Genomic DNA, 18575 nt, shown 5'->3' with positions numbered 1-18575 from the left:
ATTATCCTCTTTTCGTCTCTTCCGCCATCCTGCGCATCTCTCTGGCGTTTTCTATAACCGCATCGGTTATCTCTTCACCTCCAAGGAGTCTTGAGAGTTCTTTTACCGAGGCATCTTCATCAAGAGCATAGATACTTGTAACTGTTCTTCCGTCGGACAGGCCCTTCTCTATCATAAAGTGAGTATCTGCCATGGCTGCAATCTGAGGAAGATGGGTAATGCATATGATCTGGTGCTCCCTTGAGAGCTCCCCGAGTTTCTGGGAAACCTTCCAGGCTGTCTTTCCGCTTATACCTGCATCTATCTCGTCAAAGATCAGAGTACTTATGTCGTCCTTGTCCGCAACGACGGTCTTAAGTGCCAGCATGATCCTTGATAGCTCACCGCCGCTGGCGATCTGATCAAGAGGCCGCAGGTCTTCTCCGGGGTTTGTGGAGATCAAAAAGCTCACTTCATCATAGCCCCTGGCACTGACTCTGTCCTTACTTTCCTCTACTTCTATCCTGAATCTGACATCGAGGAAATTAAGGTCCACAAGAGCCTGCACAAGTTTCTTCTCCAGTGCCGCAGCGCCTTCCTTCCTGATATCTGATATCTTCCCGCAAAGCTTCAGAACAACTGCATTTTTAGCCGCCAGCTCTTTTTCCAGAGAAGCTCTGTGAGCGTCCAGGTCTGACAGAACCTCAAGCCTTGCTTCCTTCTCTGAAAGACTCTTAAGTACCGACTCAATGCTTCCGCCGTACTTATCCTTCAAATGATTGATGGTATTGAGTCTGTCCTCGGTTTCCCGGAACTGCTCATCATTAAATTCAAGCCCCCTCATGTAATCAGAAAGGGAATGCCCAAAATCGCCAAGAAGGTTCTCCACATCCGAAAGCTGCTCTAAAAGTCCCTCCAGCTCGCTGTCATAGGAAACCACCGAAGTAAGTTCCCTTACCGCTCTGCCTATCATGTCAGAGGCGGATTCGCCCGAGTCGCCGCTTTCCGTAAGAGCCTGGCAGCCGTAGGCCGCCTCGGAGATCTTCCTTGCGTTAACCATCTTGCGGTAGGAACTATCAAGCTCTTCATCCTCGCCTTCCTTGAGCCCGGCATCGGAAATCTCTGCAACCTCGAACTCAAGAAGCTCCTGCTCGCGCTTCCTTGAGGTCTCGTCCATGTCGGATTCCTCAAGCTGCCTTTTTATCTCCTGCATACTGTGGTACTCTTTGGAAAGCTCGTCAAAAAGACCGCCAAGCTTATCTCCGCAGTAGTTATCCAGGATATCCATGTGTTTTTTCTTGTGAAGGAGTTCCTGATGGTCGTTCTGACCGTGAATGTTTATCAGAATATTGGAAATGTCCTTGAGCTGTCTGGCACTGACACTTTCCCCTCCGACTTTGGATACGCTTCTGCCCTGCATGATCTTGCGCTGAATGACTACGCTGTCGTCATCCTCGATGGGAATATCCATCTCCTGCAGCAGGCGCTTTTGCTCCTTACTCTCCAGACCGAAGCAAAGCTCCACCAGAGCGTACTCCTCTCCGGTCCTTATAAGTCCCGGATCTGCTTTTCCTCCCAGGGCCAGATTCACTGAGCCTATGATCACCGATTTGCCGGCGCCGGTCTCACCTGTAAGAATATTCAGCCCCTTTGAAAACTCAATCTCCTGCTCTTTGATAAGAGCAAGATTCTTAACGTGTAAACTGTATAACATATTATCCTCTCATTCTATAAAATGAGGACCCCACCAAAACTATGTATATCAATCTCTATCAAGTAAATCTTCAAAATATTTCATCGCCTTGACTGCCTCTTCATTGGTCTTTATGGCGATCATGATCGTGTCGTCGCCGGCGATACATCCCACAACCTCAGGAAGTTCCAGCGCGTCAATAGCTGCAGCAAGAGCCATGGCCATGCCCGAAACAGTCTTGATGACCAGAAGGTTCTGAGCCACATCCATGCTTACAAAGCCGGCCTTAAGAACATTGACATATTTATCATGCATAACCTCAGGATCGGCAGTGGTATATACATATTTCTGTCTGCCGTCTTCTATGACCTGCTTTGTGAGTTTCATCTGTCTGATATCACGGGATACAGTAGCCTGAGTCACATCATATCCCGCTTTCTTGAGAAGGCATGCAAGCTGCTCCTGTGTCTCTACAACGTGATTGTTAATGATCTCGATAATTTTGTCATGTCTGTTCTTTTTCAATTCCTTTTCCCTCTTTACCACTTTATTTTTCAAACTTCTTGCTTATCATATCAAGGAAGTTTACTTTATTAAGTCTTAAGATCTTGGTTGTCTTCTTGGACCTCTTGATCTCTATCCTGTCTCCGGAATTCATCAGAATCGTTCCACTGCCGTCAAAGCTTGAAATAGCCTGCTTGTTGCCTCCGTCTCTGCCCTTCAAAAGCTCCACCTCTATCCTTGTTTCCGGGGAAAAGACAAGGCTCCTGGAGTTCAGTGTGTGGGGACAAACCGGGGTTATCAGTATGAGATTCGCCTGGGGCTCTATGATAGGTCCGCCCGCAGACATGTTGTAACCGGTGGATCCCGTGGGTGTTGATACTATAAGCGCATCGGCAAAATAGCTGTACAGGAACTGGTCGTTGACATAGATGTTATAGCCGATGGTGGAAATATCCTGATATCTGCAGACGATGATGTCATTAAGGGCGTAGTCTCTTTTCCCTTCGAGACTGCCTCTTAGCATCATTCTGTCCTCTATCTCATACTCACCGCGAAGTATCTTATCAAGCGCAGCGTCTATGTCTTTCTCCTCAACCTCAGCAAGGTATCCCATGGTGCCAAGGTTTACGCCTATCATGGGGATATCCATATAGGCAAGGCTTCGGGCCGCCTGAAGCATCGTTCCGTCGCCGCCAAGCACTATGACCAGATCGGTGTCCTCAGGGATAATGCTAAGGTGCACCCTCTTTAGAAGAAGGGGATCCTCCTCCTTCTTCTCACTGGCGATCACACAGGTCTTGCCCCGCTGCTCAAGATATTCCTTGATATGCATGGTGACTGATAGATCTTTGTCCTTGACTTTGTTGGTAACGATACAAAACTTTTCCATATGGGCCTCTTTCCATCAGGCTCCCGCAAGCTGCGCCGCGGACCCGGCTACTGTTTCCTCAATGAGTTTGTTGTTATCGTCTAGATATGAAATTCCGCTTTTCTCTTCACAGATCTGCCGAAGAAGCTTCTCTCCCTCTGCTTCCGTAAGGGTCTCTACCTCACTGTTCCTTGAAGGGTCTTTTCTGATATGGATCAGGTATTCGATATTTCCCTCAGGTCCCTTAATGGGAGAAAAATCCAGGTGTAAAACTTCAAAGCCGGCAATGCCCATGAAATCAAATATTCTGTGCACCACCTCGCTATGAACCTTCGCATCTCTTACGACGCCTTTTTTCCCGACCTTGTCCTTGCCCGCTTCAAACTGGGGCTTGATAAGACAGACCATCTCGCCTCCGTCCTTAAGGAGCTTCCTTGCGGGAAGGAGGATCTTGGTTAGGGAGATAAAAGAAACATCACAGGACGCAAAGTCCAGGTCATCCCCTATGTCATCCCTGACCATATATCTGAAGTTGGTCTTTTCCATGCAGACCACTCTGTCGTCGCTTCTAAGCTTCCAGTCAAGCTGTCCGTGGCCCACATCCACTGAGTAGACCTTTGCCGCACCGTTTTGCAGCATGCAGTCCGTAAAGCCTCCGGTGGAAGCGCCTATATCCATGCAGACCTTGCCCTGAAGTGAAAAGCCGAAATTGTTTACTGCCTTCTCCAGTTTAAGACCGCCTCTGCTTACGTAGGGAAGGGTGTCGCCCTTTACCTCAAGAGAAGTAATCTTGGACTCCTCAAAGGTGGTGCCGGGCTTGTCCTCACGCTGGCCGTTTACAAAGACTTCTCCTGCCATTATAAGGGTCTTGGCCTTCTCCCTGGAGGGAGCCAGTCCCCTGTTTACCAGAAGGACATCAAGTCTTTCTTTATCCTTTGCCATAAATATATTTACCTTTGTATTTCCTTAAGTATCCGCTCAGCCACAGACTCCGCATCAATTCCCAGCTCTTTTCTGAGCTTGTCCACGCTTCCGTGGGTCACAAACTGATCCGGGATTGCGATGGAAAGAATGTTGACATCAAGCCTGTTGTCCTGAACGTATTCCCTGACTTTCTCGCCGTAGCCACCCGTTGCCACATTCTCCTCCATGGTTACAAAGAGCTTGTGACTGCCTGCTGCGGTACTTAGATAATCAGTATCTATGGGCTTAACAAATCTGGCGTTGACCAGACTTACATGTAAGCCTCTATCTTTCAAAATCCTGCGGACATCCTCGGCGATCCTGACCATTGAGCCAACAGCCAGAAGGCAGATATCCTTCTCCTCATAGATTGGCTCGCACTTACCCATCTCTATGGGGGCTCTGAACTCTTCAAGTCCGTCATAGGCGTTGCCTCTGGGATACCTTATTGCTATGGGAGCACCTAGATTCACCGCGAATTTCATCATATCGGAAAGTTCCCACTTGTTCTTGGGAGCCAGTACATGCATTCCCGGCATTGAAGAAAGGTATGACAGATCAAAGATTCCCTGATGGGTCTCGCCGTCGCTTCCCACAAGTCCTGCTCTGTCAACAGCAAAAATAACCGGAAGATTCTGCAGACACACATCCTCCAGGATCTGATCGTAAGCCCTTTGAAGGAATGAGGAATAAACCGCAAAGACAGGCTTAAAGCCTCCAAGTGCCAGGCCTGCCGCATAGGTCACGGCGTGCTCCTCCGCTATTCCAGCATCCACAAATCTGTCGGGATAAATGTTCCTGAACCTCTTAAGTCCGGTACCGTCCGCCATGGCAGCGGTGATGGCTACAACCTTGTCGTCTCTCTCTCCCAGCTTACACATAACCGTGGAAAAGATATCCTGGTAATTAGCCGTAGATCTTGGATTCCTGGGAAGTCCGTTCTCTACCAGGAAGGGCTCGGTGCCGTGGAACCTTGCGGGATGCCTCTCCGCAGGCTCATATCCCTTTCCCTTTGTGGTCTTTATATGGATCATCACAGCCTTTTTTACCTTGCGGGCTTCCTTGATGATTTTCACAAGGCCTGCGGTATCATGGCCGTCAACCGGCCCAAGATAAGTGATGCCCAGGTTCTCGAAAACCATGCCGGGCACAAAGAGCTGCTTGAAACTGTTCTTGGCTCTTCTGATGCTGTCCACAACCTTGTTGTTGGTCTTAAGCTGAGCGTAGACATCTTCCTTCAAGTTAAGGTAGCCCTGTGCCGTACGCATATTGTTGAGATATTTGCCCATTCCTCCAACACTTTCGGAGATGGACATCTCGTTGTCATTAAGAATGATGATGAAGTTTGTCTCAAGTTTTGAGGCATTGTTCATGGCTTCATAGGCAAGACCTCCCGTAAGAGATCCGTCTCCTATAACGGAAACCACTGCATAATCCTCACCCTTAAGGTCCCTTGCCTTGACCATGCCAAGGCCGGCAGATATAGAGGTGGAGCTGTGTCCGGTATCAAAAGAGTCCGTATCGGATTCGCTTCTTTTGGGGAAGCCGCTCATTCCGCCATATTGCCTTAAGGTATCAAATTTATCTTTTCTACCGGTGAGCAGTTTGTGGGTATATGCCTGATGACCCACATCCCAGATTATCTTATCTTTAGGAAGATCCAGCGCCAGATGCAAAGCCATGGTCAGCTCTACAGCACCAAGATTTGATGCAAGATGACCGCCGGTTACGGAAATCTTATTGATAAGAAATTCTCTGATCTCCTGAGCAAGCTCAGGATACTGGTTCTGGGGTATGTTTTTTATATCCCCGGTATTGTTTATCTGATCCAGAAGCATATTTACTTACCTTCCGTTCACTTTTTCCTGTAGATCAGGTATTCAAACAGCCCCTTTAAGAAGGAATCCTCAAATCCAAGTCCGGCAAGTATATTCTCTGCTTCTATCGAGAGTTCTTTTACCCTGTTCCTGGATTGCTCCATTCCATAGAGACTTACATAAGTCATCTTGTTGTTCTTTTCATCGGAACCGACAGGCTTACCCAGCTCCTCGCTGGTGCTTACGATGTCCAGAATGTCGTCCTGGATCTGGAAAGCAATGCCGACATTGCTGCCTGCCTTCTCCATAAGGTCAACCTGAGTCTTTGTTGCTCCTCCGAGGATCGCTCCAACCATAAGGCTTGCCTCGATAAGAGCACCTGTCTTGTTCTCGTCTATGTAATGAAGGACATCCTTCATTTTCTCAGTATCGCTTTCGCTGCTGTTCTCTGACATGATGTCGGCGCACTGACCGCCTATCATGCCGCAGATTCCGGCCTTCTTTGCAAAAACATTAAGCGCTGCAATATAGCGGTTTGTGGTATCTCCATCGTACGCCGATAGCTCTTTTCCCGATGAAGCACCCATAATAGCGGTTTCAAAAGCCAGATTCAAAAGCCCGTCTCCAGCAAGTGTGGCCATTCCTGCGCCGTAAACAGCATGTGTTGTCTTCCTGCCTCTTCTGTACTCGTCATTGTCCATGGCGGGAAGATCGTCGTGGACCAGTGAATAGGTGTGAACCATCTCCATTGCGGCGGCAAAGGGCGCCACCACGTTCTCATCGCAGTCCGCTCCGGCAAAGAGCCTGTAAGCTTCCAGCATCATCACGGGCCTTAGCCTCTTACCTCCTGCAAGAAGGCTGTAGTTCATGGCTTCTATCACTGTTGCAGCGTAGCCTTCTTCAGAGGGCATATACCTTTTAAGGATATCTTCTGCATGAGAGGCTCTTTCCAAGAGTTCCTTCTCAAATGTATCTTTTCCCATTTATTCAAAGTCCTCCAGACTGCCGTCATCAGAGATCTTCTGGACTTTCTTCTCAACTTCGCTGATAGCATCGTGGCAGAACTTCACCAGTTTCATGCCTTCCTGATACTCTTTGAAGGAATCCTCAAGTGAGATGTTCTCATCCTCAAGAGAACTGATCTTGGTCTCGATCTCCTTGAAGGCCTCTTCTATTGTCATATTGTTTTCAGCCTTTGCAGCCGCTTTCTTCTCTGCCATTTTAGTCCTCCGGGTCCGTAAATTCTGTGGAAGAAGTACCTGTGACGCTTGCCCTGATCTGTCCGTCGCTGACATAGACAGTAAGCTCGTCGCCTTCCTTTACCCCTGCGATACTCCTGATGTTCTGTCCCTTATCGTCGGACACGTAGGAATATCCGGCTTTCAGCCTGTCCAGAGGGGAAAGACCTTTAAGCTTCTCGATGGATATCTCTAGTCTGTGCCTGTCTTTGGATACCTTTCTGTCCATCAGGTTCTGCAGAAGCTCCCGATACTGATCTGTCCTAAGGAGTCTGTCTCTTATCCTGCCCATGGGGCTTAAGTGCCGCAGACTCTCTGTATATCTCTTTTCCTCCAGCTTGTATCTTCCGATATTGCGGTCGATACCTGCCTTCAAAGTACCTGCATAGTCCTGAAGGTCCTGAAGGAACCTGTTGTATTCGAAAACAGCAAACTCAGCTGCCTGGGAGGGTGTTGCCGCCCTCTTGTCCGCAACAAAGTCCGCAATTGTAGTATCTGTTTCATGTCCTACTGCTGAAATAATGGGAACCGGGCAATCGAAGATGGCCTGTGCCACGATCTCTTCATTAAATGCCCATAAGTCCTCTATAGATCCTCCGCCACGTCCCACAATAATGACATCAGCCTCGGTGTGAGCCAGGGTTTCGATTCCCCTGACAATGCTCTCAGCGGCCTGATCACCCTGAACGATGGCAGGATAAAGAATAATCTGAATATGTGGATTTCTCCTGGTGGCGACATTGATAATGTCACGAACCGCAGCTCCCGTTGGAGCCGTAACTACGCCGAGAGTTTTTATGTAAGACGGTATGGGCTGCTTGTAGAACTCTGAAAACATCCCGGCATCGGACAGTTTCTTTTTGAGCTGTTCAAACTTTTCAAAGAGAGCGCCCTCGCCGTCCTGCTCTATCTTTTTGGCATAGAGCTGATACTTGCCGTCTCTTTCATATACGTCTATGGTGCCGGTAATCTTAACCTGCTGGCCTTCCTTCATCTGGAATTTAAGGCCGCCCCGCTCTCTGTCAGAGCGGAACATAACACAGGCAATGGCTCCTCCGGAATCCTTCAGGGTAAAATAGATATGCCCTGAGGAATGGTACTTGCAATTACTCACTTCTCCCTTGACTGTAAGAGACTTAAGAAGGAAGTCCTGAGTAAACATGTTCCTGATGTATGCATTAACCTGTGTGACTGTATATTCACTGCGCAAATTTAGCTAACACTCCGTTTACAAATGCAGGTGAGCCGTCCTGTCCGTATTTCTTGGCCAGCTCAACCGCCTCATTGATGGCAACTCCTGTTGGAACCGATTCATCATACTTGATCTCGTAGATGGCAAGTCTGATGATGGTAAGATCAACTTTGGCCATTCTGCCGGTGTCCCAGCCTGTGGTCTCCTTGTTGATGGCCTCGTCGATCTCCGGGAGCTTTGAAGCTATAGCCTCATATTTGCTCTTGATATATTCTGCATCCTGGGCAGAGAGCTCTTTGTCCTCTTCAGAGGTGAAAAGCTCAGCCTGCTCTGACATTTCTTCCATTGAGTTGAATTCAACACGAAAGAGCAGCTCGAAAATCTGCTCTCTAAGTTCTGATCTGTTCATCATATATTCTCTGTTCCTTTAAGCCTTTGGCATTGTGATACCGGCAATCCTTACGTTAACATCGGTGACCGTAAGTCCTGTCATGCTCTCAATTGTGGATTTAACCCTGGTCTGAGCCTGCTGGCATGTTGCGGGGATATTGAATCCATAAGCCATCATAAGAGCAAGATCAACCTTAACTTCGTTGTCTCCAAGCATAACCTTGGCGCCCTTCTTTAAGTTGTTACGGCTTACCTTCTCAAGGTTGTCACTGGTATAATTGCCTGCCATAGCGGAAACTCCGTCCACCTCAAGGGCAGCCAGTGCAGCAATTCTTGCCACAACGTCATCGGCGATTTTTACTGTTCCAACATCTTTAACTTCTTTTCCCATAATATAAGCACCTCAATTTCTAACTCTTGAAACTACATCCACAATATTATACCACAAAGCAACAAGCCAGGCGAGGGCTTGCGGTCATCTGGCGACCATCCGACTTTTTAAATCCAGAATATGATGGTCCCGTACTCTTCAAATGTGGTATAGGAAACCTGGGATTTATCTTCTCCCTGGATATAGTCAAATACCTTTCTTCCGGTTATGAGTTCCTCAAACAGCTGGTCATAGATCTGCCTTGAAGCACACTTGATGGTCACGTTGTCGCTTCCGTCATTGTACCTGCGGTTAAAAAGATCCTGAACCAGTGACATTTCTGCCGAGGTAAAATATTCATTCTCTCTGACATAGTAATTGTCTGCAATGCTGTTGCACTCGGGCATTGATATGAGATTGGATACCTTGTGGTTGACAGCTATGTCCGAACTTGTAACGTTCAGATAAGCATAGTTGATTCTTGGAAGCTTGGAAACGTCCGCAGTCTCGCCCGATGCCGTCTGGAAAGATGAATCTCCCCAGGTCACATCCATGTAATAAAAAGCATCGTTGCACTGCACAAGGTTCCATGCATGGCGAACACCTATTGAATTGTTGGTATCCGCAGTACCTGTAACCAGTGTGCACTCAATGCCGAGTTTGTTCAGGATATACTGAGCAGCCTTGGCGTATCCGTTGCAGACACTTCGCCCGTTTAAGAATACCGAGCAGATATTCTGGTTGTCGGGGGCATTTAGGTCATATTCCGTACTGTCAATGATGTACTCGTACACATACTTAATCGCGTAATAGTCATCCTCGGAAGAGGGAGCGCCCGCAAGACACTTGTTGACATAATCGTTGATCCTGGTCTGGCGGCTCTTTACTTCGTCAAGGTCGTACAGATAGTTTCCGGTAAATGTTATCTTGGTTATGGTATTGCCAAGGGTATAGTTGGTGTAGCTGTAACCGTCAACATAGAAGATCTCAGGATGATCCATGAGTACATAGTCAAATACCTGCTCAATAGCTTCATCACTGGTGGTGGATACCACTACATCCTGTCCTTCGTTTTCAAGGATCTTAAGGATCTCCGCATAAAGAGTCTTTCCTGAAGCAGTCAGCCTCTCATAAGCATAGAGCCCCTCCTGCTGTTTCTTGATGGCCTCAATGCTCTCGGTGGTAATACCGATATCTTCTCTCTTCTGAGTGTCTTCCTGGTCTGCCCCGGTCTCCTCAGCAGTCTCGATGGAAAGGCCCTCGACTGAATAGTCCGAAGTCACTTCCTCCACCGTCTCCAGTTCCGTGGTATTATAAGAAACCGAAGCGTCGTCCGTGATGATAAAGGCCGGATCCAGGCTTAATTCCTCATTGGGATAAACGGGGTTATCCGGATAATCCTCCGGTACAGATATTCCCAGAGCATCCAGATAGTCATCTATTCCTGAATATCCGCATCCCGGCAAAGAAATAGCCAGTATTCCCGCTATAAATACCCTGGCAGCCCCTGTGCTGACAATTCTCCAAATCTTTTTTCCCATGTAAAAATCCTTTTTCATACCCGGTAGGGTCCCCTGAAAGATCAGTTCTTCTTAAACTCCGAAAGAATCAGACCTTTGTTTCTCTCCATGGTCATGCCAACGCTCCATTCATTTATGAAAAGAAGCAGTGGCCTGTCGTGCATATCCTTGATCTTCTTCATGTCTGATGTTCCCACCAGTGAAGACATATCAACATCTTCGTTGTCCACCCATCTGATGTACTCATAGGGAAGGCTCTCAAGGATTATATCTACATTATACTCACTTTCAAGTCTAAACTTAAGAACGTCAAACTGCAAGACACCAACTACGCCTACAATGATTTCTTCAAGGCCTGTGTTGTACTCCTGGAAGATCTGAATTGCACCTTCCTGGGCAATCTGAGTGATACCCTTAACAAACTGCTTACGCTTCATGGTATCAACCTGTCGTACTCTTGCGAAATGCTCGGGAGCGAAAGTAGGGATACCTTCGTAAACCACGTTGTCCTTGGGCATGCAGACTGTGTCTCCTATGGAGAAGATTCCGGGATCAAAAACGCCCATGATATCTCCGGCATAGGCCTCGCTTAAGATCTTACGCTCATCAGCCATAAGCTGCTGAGGCTGTGAAAGACGCATTACCTTGCCGCTCTGAACATGCTTAACTTCCTTGTCGGCATCATATCTTCCGGAACATATTCGCATGAAGGCAACCCTGTCTCTGTGGGCCTTGTTCATGTTTGCCTGGATCTTAAATACGAAGGCTGTAAAATCGCTCTCAAGAGGATCTATCTTTGTTCCGTCGGAAGAAGTTCTTCCTGTGGGAGGTGTAGCCATCTTAAGGAAGTGGTGAAGGAACAGCTCAACACCGAAGTTCTGAAGGGCTGAGCCAAAGAATACAGGTGTAAGTTCACCTGCCCTTACCTTCTCAAGATCGTACTCTGCACCGGCTCCGTCAAGAAGCTCAATCTCTCCTGTGAGTTTATCAAATGCATCCTGTCCGATCTGAGCATCAATTGCTGCCTTATCGTCCAGGTTAATAAATGTCTCTTTTCCCTCCTTGGTACCCTTCTGGGTCTCGGAGAAAGTAACGATATGTCCTTCTCTTCTGTCATAGATTCCCTTGAAATTCTTACCTGAACCTATGGGCCAGTTCATGGGACAAGTAGCAATGCCAAGGTTGTTCTCGATATCATCAAGAAGATCAAAGGTGTCCATTGCATCCCTGTCCAGCTTGTTGATAAAGGTGAAGATCGGGATATGACTCATGGCGCAGACTTTGAACAGTTTTCTGGTCTGGGCCTCAACACCCTTACTTGCATCGATTACCATGACCGCTGAATCCGCAGCCATAAGTGTTCTGTAGGTATCCTCTGAGAAATCCTGGTGTCCGGGAGTATCCAGAATGTTGATGCAGCATCCCTCAAAGTTGAACTGCAGAACAGAGGATGTAACCGAGATACCTCTCTGCTTCTCAATCTCCATCCAGTCTGAAACCGCATGTCTTGCAGTTGCCTTGCCCTTTACGGATCCGGCCATGTTGATGGCACCTCCGTACAAAAGAAATTTCTCTGTAAGGGTAGTCTTACCTGCATCCGGGTGAGAGATGATGGCAAAGGTACGTCTCTTATTAATTTCTGCTATTGTTTCTTTTGTATTTCCCATTTCTATCTAATCCTTTCTGAATCGCATACTGTTTCCTATTGCAATTCAGAACTTAATGCTTCCTGTTTACCATTGTGTTGTGTCCTCTGTGTATTTCAATTTTTATCAAAAACAAGGGCTGCGAATAAATATGTTTGCCTCTCGCAGGGCCTTTGAGACGGCCGGTACTAAGCACCTGTAGTTCAGGTGCTTAGTACCGCTGCCAGGCGAAAGGAGCGAGAGCGTCCCAAGAAGGTAAACATATTATTCCACAGCCCGTATTTAATCAACAGCGTAAATTACTGAGCGCAGTCCTTGATGGAGAAGCTGATTCTGCCCATCTTGTCCTTGCCAAGGCATACAACCTTAACAGTATCGCCAAGAGTAAGTACATCCTCAACGTGGTCGATTCTCTCCTTGGAGATCTTGCTGATGTGTACCATTCCCTCCTTGCCGGGAGCAAACTCAACGAATGCACCGAACTCCTTGATGCTTACAACCTTACCTGTGAAGATCTGGCCTTTCTCAAAATCAGTAACGATGGTCTTAACCATGTCAACGGCCTTTGTGATCATCTCCTGATCCTCGCCGCAAACTGAAACCTTACCGTCATCTGTGATATCAATCTTAACACCGGTTCTTGCAATGATCTCGTTGATGGTCTTTCCTCTCTGACCAACAACATCACCGATCTTCTCGGGATCGATCTGAATAGATACGATCTTGGGAGCATACTTGGATACTTCCTTACGAGGCTCGGCGATTGCCTTGCTCATGCACTCGTCCATGATGTAGAATCTAGCCTCACGGCACTGTGCGATAGCTGTCTCAACGATCTCTTTTGTAAGACCGTGGATCTTGATATCCATCTGGATAGCTGTGATACCGTCTTTGGTTCCTGTTACCTTGAAGTCCATATCTCCGAAGAAGTCCTCAAGACCCTGGATATCTGTAAGTACTACGAAATCATCATCTGTATCACCGGTTACAAGACCGCATGAAATACCTGCAACCATCTTCTTGATGGGAACACCGGCAGCCATAAGTGACATGCAGGATGCGCAGGTTGAAGCCATGGATGTTGATCCGTTTGACTCGAAGGTCTCGGATACGGCACGGATTGCATAAGGGAACTCCTCAACGCTGGGAAGAACGGGAAGGAGTGCTCTCTCTGCAAGAGCTCCGTGTCCGATCTCTCTACGTCCGGGTCCTCTTGAAACCTTTGTCTCACCTACTGAGTAAGCAGGGAAGTTGTACTGGTGAACATATCTCTTGTCAGAAGCAAAAGCATCAAGGCCTTCAACCTTCTGAGCCTCTGAAAGAGGTGCAAGAGTTACAACGTCACAGATCTGTGTCTGTCCACGAGTGAACATAGCACTTCCGTGTACTCTGGGGATAAGATCGATCTCAGCTGAAAGAGGTCTGATCTCCTTGATCTGACGACCATCGGGTCTCTTGTGATCCTTGAGGATCATCTTACGAACGGTCTTCTTCTCGTACTGGTAAATGGCCTCGCCAAGAATAGCAAGCCACTCCTCGTTATCTGCAAACTTCTCTGTAAGTCTGTCTGTAATCTCGGCAATATTGCCTTCTCTTGTCTGCTTGTCGTCTGTGAATACAGCTGTCTCCATCTCCTCGGGGGGAACAACTTCCTTGATTGCAGCAAAGAGTTCCTCGGGAACTGCGCAGCTTGTGTACTCGTGCTTGGGCTTTCCAACCTCAGCAACGATACCCTTGAAGAACTCGATGAGCTGAAGGTTTACTTCGTGTGCCTTGTAGATGGCTTCCTTCATCTTCTCCTCAGGAATCTCGTTGGCACCGGCCTCGATCATGATAACCTTCTGACCTACAGATGCAACTGTAAGCTTGAGGTCACCTGCATTCCACTGCTCCTGGGTGGGGTTAACAATAAGCTCTCCGTCGATCATACCGATCTGTGTCATAGCACAGGGGCCATCGAAGGGGATATCTGAAATAGATACAGATACAGATGCACCGAGCATAGCTACAAGCTCAGGTCTGCACTGGGGATCTACTGCCATAACCATGGTCTCGATTGTTACATCGTTACGATAATCCTTAGGGAAAAGAGGTCTCATAGGACGATCGATAACACGGCTTGTGAGGATAGCATTCTCTGAAGGCTTACCCTCTCTCTTGTTGTATCCGCCGGGGAATTTGCCTGCTGCATAGAACTTCTCGCTGTACTCAACTGAAAGCGGGAAGAAATCAATTCCGTCTCTGGGCTTAGCTGAAGCTGTAGCTGTGCAAAGTACGGTTGTGTCTCCATACTGCATGAATGCGCAGCCGTTTGCCTGTTTTCCTACCTTGCCGATCTCAATCTTGAGTGTACGTCCGGCCAGTTCCATTGAATAAGTTTTTACCATTTTGTCTCCTTCTCCTGCTCATCCGCGGTCCATCATCCACATGCTGTAAAAAGCTTGGGATCCTGTAATGTGATCCATGTGCTTCAGGTGCGTGTGCAGGTTAAACATGTTTTCTCCTATTTAGAAAAGCGCATAAAAACGCTGTTTTCTCATTAAACACAGAAAGACGGAACAAGCTGACCGCAATGGGCCAGCCATATCCCGCCTTTGCATTCGCAGAAATTACTTTCTAAGACCAAGGTCAGCGATGAGCTTACGATAAGCCTCGATGTCCTTCTTCTTGAGGTAACCAAGAAGGCTACGTCTCTGACCTACCATCTTAAGAAGACCTCTTCTTGAGTGGTGATCCTTAGGGTTCTTCTGAAGGTGAGCATTGAGCTCCTGGATTCTCTCGGTAAGGATTGCTACCTGAACCTCAGGTGAACCTGTGTCGCCGGCCTTTCTGGCAAACTTGTTGATAACTTCTGTTTTCTTCTCTTTTGTGATCATTTTTTTCTCCTTATAGATCTTTAATCCTGAAATGCGCCTGTTACCAAGGTCCGGTTGGAGTGTCCATGACCGTTAGTAAAGGTCGTTTCTGTTTCTGCTACTGTCACTTGTGACAGCAACCAACTAATATTATCACAAACCCATGTATATGTAAAGAGGAACATCTCTTTCCACGTTCCATGAGATTGCTTTCCAAAATCATTTTGCTGCTCTTTCCAGATCGCTCTCTATCTGCTTCTTAAGAGCATCAATGCTGTCGAACTTCATCTCCGGCCTTAGGAACTCAAGAAGTTCGATTTCCATGTATTTGCCGTAAACATCCGCATCAAAGTCATAGATGTAGGTCTCGACTCCCACCCGCTCTTTGTCGGAAATGGTGGGCTTTCTGCCGATATTGGTCATACCTCTGTATACAGCTCCGTCAAAGGACACGTTGCTGCTGTACACTCCGTAAGGCGGAAGAAGCTTGTTGTCCGGAGGAAGAATGTTCACCGTGGGAACTCCGATGGTGTGCCCAATGTGCCTTCCGTGCTCCACGATACCGCTCACACTGTACCCGGCGCCAAGAAGCCTCTTTGCCATGGGCATGTTGCCGTCAGAGATCTCGTTCCTTACTCTGGTGGAGGAAATCTCCTCGCCGTCAAGCCTGACCTTGTCGATGAGTTCCAGTTCATAACCCATCTCTTTTGCCATACTTCTGAGAAGATGCCTGTCGCCTCTTCCTTTGTTGCCAAAAGATACATCAGTTCCCGCAGCGATATAGTCAGCGTTCAGCTGATGAACAAGTATCCTTCTTACAAAATCCTCAGGCTCTGTGGCTGCCGTAACCTCTGTTAAGGGGAATTCAATAAGCACATCAATCCCCAGCTTCTCGAAGGCGTTTCTCTTCTCCTCACGGGTAAAGAGCTGGCTGATACTTTGACCGGCAAAGAACTCCTCGGGAGAAGGATCAAAGGTGAAAACCACAGCCTTAAGGTCATCCTTCTTCTGCTCAAGGATATAGTTAAGAAGCTTTCTGTGGCCAAGATGAATGCCGTCAAACTTGCCGATGGCCACCGCAGTCTTTTCCTCAATATGAAATTCTGTTGTTCCTGATATTATCTGCATTAAATAGCTGTCCTGACTCAGTTGTTCTCGTAAAAGAACCTGTCCACGTTAAAGAGTCTTGTTCTTTCACTGTAGGTGTAGATGCCAAAAAAGGTTTCATCCTCGGAATATACCCTGAAGGAATTTCCCTCCTTAAACATCTCCTCTTCGTACTCGGTGTCATTGACCCCTGACGGGTCTTCATTGAGGACGTTGTCCTTCCTGAAGCTGTTGCCGTTTTCAAGAAGCTTTCTGGCAGAGTCCTTCACATGTATGGCATCAAGATCCCTGAAAATATACTCAGGAGATTTGATGACACTGTCAAGGGTTCCCTCATCCCTCATAGACTCAAGCTGTGATAAAGTAATGGCACTGTCCAGGGAAAAGGCGCCTACTCTGGTCCTTGTAAGATGCTGCATGGCAGCTCCGCATCCAAGCCTTGCCCCGATGTCATGGCAAAGGGTCCTGATATATGTTCCCTTGGAGCATTTCACCTCCATGGTAAAAAGATGTTCCGACTCCAGCAAGGAATCATCAAGGATGGTTATTGCATCAATATGGATCTTTCGGGGCTTACGCTCTACTTCAATTCCTGCTCTTGCAAGTTCATAGAGCTTCTTGCCGTTCTGCTTGATGGCCGAATACATGGGCGGGATCTGATCGTAGTCACCCACAAAAGCCTTGGCGGCTTCCCTGAGCTCTTCCCTTGTCACGTTGACATCAGCTGTTTCCAGCACCTGCCCCGACATATCCTGAGTATCCGTTACCACTCCAAGCTTTACCACGGCAATATATTCTTTGTCATGGTCTGTGAGCATCTCCACCAGCTTGGTACCGGTGCCCAAGCATACCACAAGAACCCCTACCGCATCCGGGTCAAGAGTCCCGGTGTGGCCTATCTTCTTCTGATGCAGGATGCCTCGCATTTTGGCCACCACATCGTTGGAAGTAAATCCGGGCTCCTTATATATATTTATAAGTCCGTTGTAGTTGTTTGGCATCAGTGTCCTCTAAAAATATAAGCAGCTCCTTTAGGAAAGCTGCTTATGAATATACATAGTAAGATTATTGATCACATCATGCACGGTACCGTTGACATTACAGCCGGCCGCACGAACATGGCCGCCGCCGCCGAACATCTGCGCAACCTCAGCCACGTTTACTGCTCCGTTGCTTCTAAGGCTGACCTTGTACTCAAGAGGTGCAATCTCATACATGAATATTGCACAGTCAACTCCTATGGTTAAAAGAAGCTGATTGACTATACCGTCAAGGTCATTGCTGTCCGCGCCGTAAAACTCCATGGTCTCTTTTGATATGGATGAAAAGATGCATCTGCCATCCATGATACGGATGCTTTCAAGGAGGGCTCTTCCGAGGATCTGGTTCTGGAGATAGGTCTTTTCATAAAAAACATGATCTATAAGGCTTCCGAAATCAAAGCCGTAGGAAATCAGTTCGGAAACCGCCTGCATGGTCTTTGGTGAGGTGTTGTTGTATTTGAACACACCTGTGTCGGTGACAATACCCGTGTAAAGAGTCTTGGCAATCTCCACGTCCATCTTGTCATGGTCGATCACATCGTAGACCAGCTCGCAGGCAGAGCTTGCTGAAGGCACGATGTAAAGCTCATCCCCGGTTCCGGGGTTGCTCACATGGTGATCTATATTCACTGTCTTTTTTGCAGAGTCAAAAAACTTTTCGGCGTCTCCGGTCCGGTCCTTACCGCAGTCACATACGATAAACAGATCATAGCTATCAATATCGCTTGAAAAATCTGACCTGACCTTGTCTATATCCTTAATAAACAGGAACTCGGGCGGAATCTTCTCCAGGAACACATCAACCCTGATTTCGGGATAGTTCTTTGCAAGATAAAGATACATGCCCATGCAGGAACCGATACAGTCGCCATCCGGCCTGATGTGCCCGGATATACCGATAGTCTTTACACTGCCAAGGAAATTATCTATCTTCATTCTTCCTCCGGATCTGTGTCGTCAGACTCCTCTGACAGTTCCTCGCCTCTTGCAAGTCTTGCCTCGTTGTCTTTGGCTGTTACTTCGTCTATCTTCTTGGACATATTGATCGCATACTCAATGGAATCATCCATGATAAATCTGAGCTCGGGTGTGTATCTCATGTTGAGCTCCTTGGCAAGAGTACTGCGAATATATCCGGCTGCGCTCTTAAGGCCCTCTGCGGTGCGCTCTCTGTCCTCGTCATTGCCCATTACGGAAACCCAGACCTTGCAGGTCTTAAGGTCAGGGGCAACCTCTACGTCCATAACAGACGTAAAGGGACTGATCCTTGGATCCTTGCTGTAGCGGATCGCCTCAGAGATGACCTTCTGAACTTCGCCATTAATTCTTCTGTTTTTGTTACTGTTTTTTCTCATTTATTCTCCTTACGGAACAAGGAAGCGACTGAGAT

Annotated in this window: 18 protein-coding genes; all 18 read right to left on the bottom strand. The window is 47.5% G+C overall.

Going from position 1 to position 18575, the window contains the following annotated elements; translation table 11 throughout:
* Position 1: 1 nt before the first annotated feature.
* Positions 2 to 1693 (bottom strand): DNA repair protein RecN, encoded by a 1692-nt coding sequence (gene recN, locus T456_RS0100455; protein WP_024864390.1) that lies wholly within the window; start codon positions 1691 to 1693, stop codon positions 2 to 4.
* 48 nt (positions 1694 to 1741) lie between these two features.
* Positions 1742 to 2197 carry an arginine repressor gene (locus tag T456_RS0100450; RefSeq protein ID WP_024864389.1) on the bottom strand — a complete coding sequence of 152 codons (456 nt, stop codon included), beginning with the start codon at positions 2195 to 2197 and terminating at the stop codon, positions 1742 to 1744.
* A gap of 22 nt (positions 2198 to 2219) precedes the next feature.
* Positions 2220 to 3065 carry an NAD(+)/NADH kinase gene (locus tag T456_RS0100445; protein WP_024864388.1) on the bottom strand — a complete coding sequence of 282 codons (846 nt, stop codon included), beginning with the start codon at positions 3063 to 3065 and terminating at the stop codon, positions 2220 to 2222.
* A gap of 15 nt (positions 3066 to 3080) precedes the next feature.
* Entirely contained in the window at positions 3081 to 3986 is a 906-nt protein-coding gene (locus T456_RS0100440) for a TlyA family RNA methyltransferase (RefSeq protein WP_024864387.1), read from the bottom strand.
* A gap of 8 nt (positions 3987 to 3994) precedes the next feature.
* Entirely contained in the window at positions 3995 to 5845 is a 1851-nt protein-coding gene (gene dxs, locus T456_RS0100435; protein WP_024864386.1) for a 1-deoxy-D-xylulose-5-phosphate synthase, read from the bottom strand.
* Positions 5846 to 5862: 17 nt separating this feature from the next.
* Entirely contained in the window at positions 5863 to 6807 is a 945-nt protein-coding gene (locus tag T456_RS0100430; protein ID WP_024864385.1) for a polyprenyl synthetase family protein, read from the bottom strand.
* Positions 6808 to 7044: an exodeoxyribonuclease VII small subunit gene (gene xseB / locus T456_RS0100425; protein ID WP_024864384.1), complete on the bottom strand. Its 237-nt coding sequence runs from the start codon at positions 7042 to 7044 to the stop codon at positions 6808 to 6810.
* A 1-nt stretch (position 7045) separates the two neighbouring features.
* On the bottom strand, positions 7046 to 8272 hold the full coding sequence (gene xseA / locus T456_RS0100420) for an exodeoxyribonuclease VII large subunit (RefSeq protein WP_024864383.1): 1227 nt from the start codon (positions 8270 to 8272) through the stop codon (positions 7046 to 7048).
* Entirely contained in the window at positions 8262 to 8663 is a 402-nt protein-coding gene (gene nusB / locus T456_RS0100415) for a transcription antitermination factor NusB (protein ID WP_024864382.1), read from the bottom strand. Before nusB ends, xseA begins: the two co-directional genes overlap by 11 nt.
* 18 nt (positions 8664 to 8681) lie before the next feature.
* On the bottom strand, positions 8682 to 9035 hold the full coding sequence (locus tag T456_RS0100410) for an Asp23/Gls24 family envelope stress response protein (RefSeq protein ID WP_024864381.1): 354 nt from the start codon (positions 9033 to 9035) through the stop codon (positions 8682 to 8684).
* A gap of 107 nt (positions 9036 to 9142) precedes the next feature.
* A complete protein-coding gene (locus T456_RS0100405) occupies positions 9143 to 10555 on the bottom strand; it encodes a transglutaminase domain-containing protein (RefSeq protein WP_197026841.1) in 1413 nt (470 codons plus the stop codon).
* A gap of 41 nt (positions 10556 to 10596) precedes the next feature.
* Positions 10597 to 12201, bottom strand: coding sequence for a peptide chain release factor 3 (locus tag T456_RS0100400; protein WP_024864379.1), 1605 nt, complete (start codon positions 12199 to 12201; stop codon positions 10597 to 10599).
* A gap of 278 nt (positions 12202 to 12479) precedes the next feature.
* Positions 12480 to 14567, bottom strand: coding sequence for a polyribonucleotide nucleotidyltransferase (locus tag T456_RS0100395; RefSeq protein WP_024864378.1), 2088 nt, complete (start codon positions 14565 to 14567; stop codon positions 12480 to 12482).
* Between the two features lie 222 nt (positions 14568 to 14789).
* Positions 14790 to 15056, bottom strand: a complete 267-nt coding sequence (gene rpsO, locus T456_RS0100385) for a 30S ribosomal protein S15 (RefSeq protein ID WP_024864377.1) — start codon at positions 15054 to 15056, stop codon at positions 14790 to 14792.
* A gap of 198 nt (positions 15057 to 15254) precedes the next feature.
* Complete coding sequence (locus T456_RS18810) at positions 15255 to 16163, bottom strand: bifunctional riboflavin kinase/FAD synthetase (RefSeq protein WP_035800908.1); 909 nt, start codon at positions 16161 to 16163, stop codon at positions 15255 to 15257.
* 17 nt (positions 16164 to 16180) lie between these two features.
* Positions 16181 to 17143 (bottom strand): tRNA pseudouridine(55) synthase TruB, encoded by a 963-nt coding sequence (truB, locus tag T456_RS0100375; RefSeq protein WP_024864376.1) that lies wholly within the window; start codon positions 17141 to 17143, stop codon positions 16181 to 16183.
* A 30-nt stretch (positions 17144 to 17173) separates the two neighbouring features.
* Positions 17174 to 18121 (bottom strand): DHH family phosphoesterase, encoded by a 948-nt coding sequence (locus tag T456_RS0100370; protein WP_024864375.1) that lies wholly within the window; start codon positions 18119 to 18121, stop codon positions 17174 to 17176.
* The gene (gene rbfA, locus T456_RS0100365) at positions 18118 to 18540 is read right to left on the bottom strand and encodes a 30S ribosome-binding factor RbfA (RefSeq protein WP_024864374.1); all 423 of its coding nucleotides are present in this window, start codon (positions 18538 to 18540) and stop codon (positions 18118 to 18120) included. The genes T456_RS0100370 and rbfA overlap by 4 nt, the downstream gene beginning before the upstream one ends.
* Between the last annotated feature and the right edge of the window lie 35 nt (positions 18541 to 18575).

Source organism: Butyrivibrio sp. FCS014, assembly GCF_000526935.1.
Classification (GTDB): domain Bacteria; phylum Bacillota; class Clostridia; order Lachnospirales; family Lachnospiraceae; genus Butyrivibrio.
Note: the sequence above shows the minus strand (reverse complement) of the source record. Positions and strands in the feature narration are given on the sequence as shown.